This window comes from Shewanella sp. (assembly GCF_051658185.1).
Lineage (GTDB): Bacteria > Pseudomonadota > Gammaproteobacteria > Enterobacterales > Shewanellaceae > Shewanella.
In genome coordinates, this window is the sequence record NZ_JBOFMC010000394.1 from 1 (window position 1) to 4,492 (window position 4,492).

A 4,492-nucleotide genomic window follows, 5' to 3' on the forward strand; every position below is an offset into this window, starting at 1 on the left:
TACACCGAATATGCTTGGTGACAATAGCATTGTGGAACCACCTGACTCCATCCCGAACTCAGAAGTGAAACGCAATTGCGCCGATGGTAGTGTGGGGTCTCCCCATGTGAGAGTAGGGCATCGCCAAGCGCCTAATTTAATAATCATGAGTGATTATAGAAAGAATTGCTGATATGGCTCAGTCGGTAGAGCGCATCCTTGGTAAGGATGAGGTCCCCAGTTCGATTCTGGGTATCAGCACCATTATAGACTAGTGTATTTCCTAGCAAAAATTTGCTTGGTGACAATAGCATTGTGGAACCACCTGATCCCATCCCGAACTCAGTAGTGAAACGCAATTGCGCCGATGGTAGTGTGGGGTCTCCCCATGTGAGAGTAGGGCATCGCCAAGCACCTAATACCCAAAAAAGCCCTAGCTATCTGCTAGGGCTTTTTTGCTTTCCATTCCGACATCGCTCATCCCATTTTCTCATCGTAACGTGTTGAAGTGTGCCAATCGACTTTATGGTGGAAGGCCACAGTTTAATAAGCGCAGTTTTTTGGTTAGCTGCAATCCCGGTTTGCAGCAGGTACAATACGGTTTTTGTTGCCATAGAAGATACCCATGTCTTGCATTTATAGTCTTAAATCTTTTAATTCCTTTGGGTTAGCGCAGTTTTGTCAAAATTTGGTTGAGGTGCATACCAAAGATGCATTAAAGACGATTTGTTTGCCATTATGGCAACAGCAGTTGCCACTGCTCGTGCTAGGCGGTGGTAGCAATGTCGTTTTTACTGAGGACTTTCACGGCACTGTTGTGAGGATGCTAACGAAGGGAATTCAAGTCGTTGAAGCTGCAGATGCATTTTATTTGGAGGTTGAGGCAGGTGAGAACTGGCACCAGTTAGTTGAGTTTACCCTGGCGCGCGGCATTTTTGGCCTTGAGAATATGGCATTGATCCCCGGAACGGTGGGCGCGGCACCCATCCAAAATATTGGCGCTTATGGCGTTGAGTTTTGTGATGTGTGTGACTGGGTTGAATATCTTGATTTATCTACCGGCGAGTCTGTACGTCTGCAGGCTGCTGAGTGCCAATTTTCATACCGTGAGTCTATTTTTAAAGGCGCTTTGCGGCATCGGGCGGTGATTACTGCCGTTGGTTTACGTTTGGCTAAGCCATGGCAGCCGCGCTTGGGTTATGGACCATTGCAAGCGTTCACCGCCGAGCGCGTAACTGCCCGTGAAATCTTTGATCGTGTATGCCAAGTGCGTACAGAAAAATTACCGGATCCTGCGGTGCTGGGTAATGCGGGCAGTTTTTTCAAAAATCCGTTAGTCAGTGCGGCTTGTTATCTTGACTTGGCGCAGCGTTTTCCTGGCATAGTGGGTTATGCTCAGGCTGATGCATCGGTTAAATTGGCCGCAGGTTGGTTGATTGAGCATGCGGGATTAAAGGGGTTTGCGCTTGGTAATGCTGCTGTGCATGATAAACAAGCATTAGTACTGGTGAATCGTGGTGGCGCAACAGGGCGAGATATTTGTCGTTTAGCTGAGCATGTGATTGCTCGGGTGCAGGCGGTTTTTGGGGTCGCGCTTGAGGCTGAGCCGCGAATCATGGGTGCTCACGGTGAGGGAGACTTAAATGGTTGATCATTGGGGAAGAAAGCGCCAGATCTTGTCTTTGTTATCGGGCGCAGGCTTTGTGTCTGGCGAGCAACTGGCCGGCGATCTAGGTATCTCTCGGGCGGCGGTAAACAAGCATATCGAAGCGTTATCTGCTTATGGCGTGGCGATTTATAGTGTTAAAGGGCGCGGTTATAAGTTAGCCAATGCCATTTCGCTGATCGATGCGGGGCGGTTGGTGCAGTCAATTGATAATCGTTGTTTTTATTTTGATGAGATCGCCAGTACGAACGGGTTCATGTTGAGTCATACCGCGGAATTAAAAAATGGCGATGTGTGTGTCGCGGAATACCAATCCGCTGGCCGTGGCCGCAGAGGGCGTAATTGGGTATCGCCCTATGGCCATCATTTGTATTTCTCGCTGTTTTGGTCATTTCCTCGGGGAATGGCGCAGGCTATGGGATTAAGTTTAGTGGTGGCCTGTACTTTGGTCGAAGTGCTTAAGTCCTATGGTGTTGGCCAAATTGGGGTGAAGTGGCCTAATGATATATATCTCAATGATAAGAAATTAGCCGGCATTTTGATTGAAATGTCCGGCCAAGCAGATAGCGAATGCCAATTGATTATTGGTATCGGGGTGAATATGGCGATGCCGGAGGAGCAGGCTAAAGCCATCGATCAACCATGGAGTGATTTATCAGGAATAGCTATCCAGCTAGACAAGACTCAGTTAGTGATTGCCCTGCAAAAGCAGCTTAAGCGGGATATTCAATTATTTGAGCGGGAGGGTTTTGCCGCGTTTAAGACTCGCTGGCAAGCCGCCGATTTATTCTATGGTAAAGAAATCCGTTTATTGATGGGGGATACCGTTATTGATGGGGTCTGCCGTGGCGTCGATGCGCAAGGCGGTGTCTTACTCCAAACCGCCGATGGGCTAAAAGCATTCATCGGCGGAGAGATAAGTTTACGGCCGCGCTAACTTCCAAGTTCGCGCTAACATCCAAGTTAATGTGGGGTTAGCGCCTGTCTACGCGACTTGTGACAGCCTGATGTTACTTGCGTAAAAGCACTTGTGACATCAGGTGATCTTGGCCCTTCTGAAGGATCAGGTGGGCTCTTTCCCGAGTGGGTTGAATGTTGAGCTGTAAATTGGGGCCATTAATGGTATCCCAAATATTCGCTGCAATGGCGTTTGCTTCGGCATCACTGAGCTTGGCATAGTGATGGAAATAAGATTTGGGATCGCTAAATGCTCCCTGACGAAATTGTAAGAAGCGTTGCTGATACCATTGTTTTAGCAGGGCTTCATCCGCATCGACGTAAATTGAAAAATCAACAAAGTCCGATACAAATGGTCTGCGGGTATCCACTGGGGAGTCTAAGCCAGTCTGCAACACATTTAACCCCTCAAGAATGAGGATGTCGGGCTGGGAGATGGTTTGGTGTTGGTTGCGAAGCCGATCATAGGTAATGTGCGAATAAAGGGGGGCTTTAACATGTGCCTGCCCAGATTTTACCGCTGAAATAAATTCAACCAACATTTTCATGTCGTAACTTTCAGGAAAGCCTTTACGCTGCAGCAAGCCTTTGCGCTTTAAATCTGCCAGTGGGTACAAAAAGCCATCGGTGGTGACCAAATCGACTTTCGGGTGTTCTGGCCAGTGCTCTAATAAGGCCTGCAGAATACGAGCCGTGGTACTTTTTCCTACGGCAACACTGCCAGCGATACTGATAATGTATGGGCTGGCGGAGGGCTGTTGCCCAAGAAATTCATCAAGCACTAAGCCTCTTTGCTGTTTGGCTTTCACGATCAAGTTGAGCAATCTGCTGAGGGGCAGGTAAATGTCAGTGACTTCAGCGAGAGAGAGTTTCTCGTTCAATCCCTTAAGGTTCTCTAAATCTTGCTCACTCAGCGTTAAGGGGACTGAATCGCGTAATTCGGACCACTGTTTACGCTCAAAGGCAAAATACAGAGCATTTTGAATTGGGTTTTTAGGCGTCATTGGCTTTCCTCAGCTTAGGAAAGGCACAGTACACCATGATATTATTGGCGACAATACTAAATCCGTATTTCCAGTTGGCTTTCAGCTCTAGCACCTTATATTCGTTGGTTAATTCGCCAGCGTGAGCAGTGTGTGGATGAAAAAGCATCGCTTGGTTGACTTTTTTAAGTAAATTTACTTTTTTTGCTTGCACTCGGGGACACATTTACCTAATATCCCGTTCCGAAATGATTTGCCGGCATAGCTCAGTTGGTAGAGCAACTGACTTGTAATCAGTAGGTCCCGAGTTCGACTCTTGGTGCCGGCACCATTTTACTGGAGGGGTTCCCGAGTGGCCAAAGGGATCAGACTGTAAATCTGACGGCTCCGCCTTCGAAGGTTCGAATCCTTCTCCCTCCACCATTTTTTCAAGGTAGTTAGGTAGCCTAGTTAGGTTGCGCGGGCATCGTATAATGGTATTACTCCAGCCTTCCAAGCTGATAACGCGGGTTCGATTCCCGCTGCCCGCTCCAAATTTGTATGCTGATATGGCTCAGTTGGTAGAGCACACCCTTGGTAAGGGTGAGGTCGGCAGTTCGAATCTGCCTATCAGCACCAGCCTTTCAAACTAAGCCCTACGCCTAACATAATCGGTTCGATGTCATTTATATGCATCGGATTTTTTCTATATGTAAGTTTTCATCACCAAGTATCTTGGATTGAGGCAATACCATGGCTAAAGCTAAATTTGAACGTATTAAGCCCCATGTAAACGTGGGCACCATTGGTCACGTTGACCATGGTAAAACCACTCTGACTGCAGCTATCTCTCACGTACTGGCTAAGACCTACGGTGGCGAAGCTAAAGACTTCTCTCAAATCGATAACGCTCCAGAAGAGCGTGAGC

5 protein-coding genes, 5 tRNA genes and 2 rRNA genes are annotated in these 4,492 nt (G+C 47.7%); 10 read left to right on the forward strand and 2 right to left on the reverse strand.

Features of this window, described 5'->3' with window-relative positions:
• Nucleotides 1–13 precede the first annotated feature (13 nt).
• The 5 genes from rrf (ACRCZA_RS14795) to birA all read left to right on the forward strand — a co-directional run bounded on the left by rrf (ACRCZA_RS14795) (nucleotide 14) and on the right by birA (nucleotide 2,582).
• Nucleotides 14–129, forward strand: a 5S ribosomal RNA gene (gene rrf / locus ACRCZA_RS14795).
• Nucleotides 130–167: 38 nt separating this feature from the next.
• Nucleotides 168–243: transfer RNA gene (locus tag ACRCZA_RS14800), tRNA-Thr, on the forward strand.
• Between the two features lie 33 nt (nucleotides 244–276).
• Nucleotides 277–392, forward strand: a 5S ribosomal RNA gene (gene rrf / locus ACRCZA_RS14805).
• 212 nt (nucleotides 393–604) lie between these two features.
• Entirely contained in the window at nucleotides 605–1,630 is a 1,026-nt protein-coding gene (murB, locus tag ACRCZA_RS14810) for a UDP-N-acetylmuramate dehydrogenase (RefSeq protein WP_438675165.1), read from the forward strand.
• Nucleotides 1,623–2,582 (forward strand): bifunctional biotin--[acetyl-CoA-carboxylase] ligase/biotin operon repressor BirA, encoded by a 960-nt coding sequence (gene birA, locus ACRCZA_RS14815; RefSeq protein WP_438675166.1) that lies wholly within the window; start codon nucleotides 1,623–1,625, stop codon nucleotides 2,580–2,582. The genes murB and birA overlap by 8 nt, the downstream gene beginning before the upstream one ends.
• A 73-nt stretch (nucleotides 2,583–2,655) precedes the next feature.
• On the opposite strand, the gene coaA is transcribed toward birA, so the two are convergent.
• Together coaA and ACRCZA_RS14825 are read right to left on the reverse strand one after the other, a co-directional pair.
• Nucleotides 2,656–3,606 carry a type I pantothenate kinase gene (coaA, locus tag ACRCZA_RS14820; RefSeq protein WP_438675167.1) on the reverse strand — a complete coding sequence of 317 codons (951 nt, stop codon included), beginning with the start codon at nucleotides 3,604–3,606 and terminating at the stop codon, nucleotides 2,656–2,658.
• Nucleotides 3,596–3,799: a hypothetical protein gene (locus ACRCZA_RS14825; RefSeq protein WP_438675168.1), complete on the reverse strand. Its 204-nt coding sequence runs from the start codon at nucleotides 3,797–3,799 to the stop codon at nucleotides 3,596–3,598. The genes coaA and ACRCZA_RS14825 overlap by 11 nt, the downstream gene beginning before the upstream one ends.
• Nucleotides 3,800–3,840: 41 nt before the next feature.
• On the opposite strand from ACRCZA_RS14825, the gene ACRCZA_RS14830 reads away from it, so the two are divergent.
• From ACRCZA_RS14830 to ACRCZA_RS14850, 5 genes are all read left to right on the forward strand, one after another.
• A tRNA-Thr gene (locus ACRCZA_RS14830) sits at nucleotides 3,841–3,916 on the forward strand.
• 7 nt (nucleotides 3,917–3,923) lie between these two features.
• Nucleotides 3,924–4,008 (forward strand) — tRNA-Tyr (locus ACRCZA_RS14835).
• A 36-nt stretch (nucleotides 4,009–4,044) separates the two neighbouring features.
• Nucleotides 4,045–4,118 (forward strand) — tRNA-Gly (locus ACRCZA_RS14840).
• A 9-nt stretch (nucleotides 4,119–4,127) separates the two neighbouring features.
• Nucleotides 4,128–4,203, forward strand: a tRNA-Thr gene (locus ACRCZA_RS14845).
• A gap of 114 nt (nucleotides 4,204–4,317) precedes the next feature.
• On the forward strand, nucleotides 4,318–4,492 hold a 175-nt coding region (locus tag ACRCZA_RS14850; protein WP_438675122.1), incomplete at its 3' end, for a GTP-binding protein.

Excerpts from the sequence above, each read along its gene's own strand:
- murB (WP_438675165.1), top strand. The coding sequence starts at position 605 with ATGTCTTGCATTTATAGTCTTAAATCTTTTAATTCCTTTGGGTTAGCG.
- birA (WP_438675166.1), top strand. The coding sequence starts at position 1,623 with ATGGTTGATCATTGGGGAAGAAAGCGCCAGATCTTGTCTTTGTTATCG.
- coaA (WP_438675167.1), bottom strand. The coding sequence starts at position 3,606 with ATGACGCCTAAAAACCCAATTCAAAATGCTCTGTATTTTGCCTTTGAG.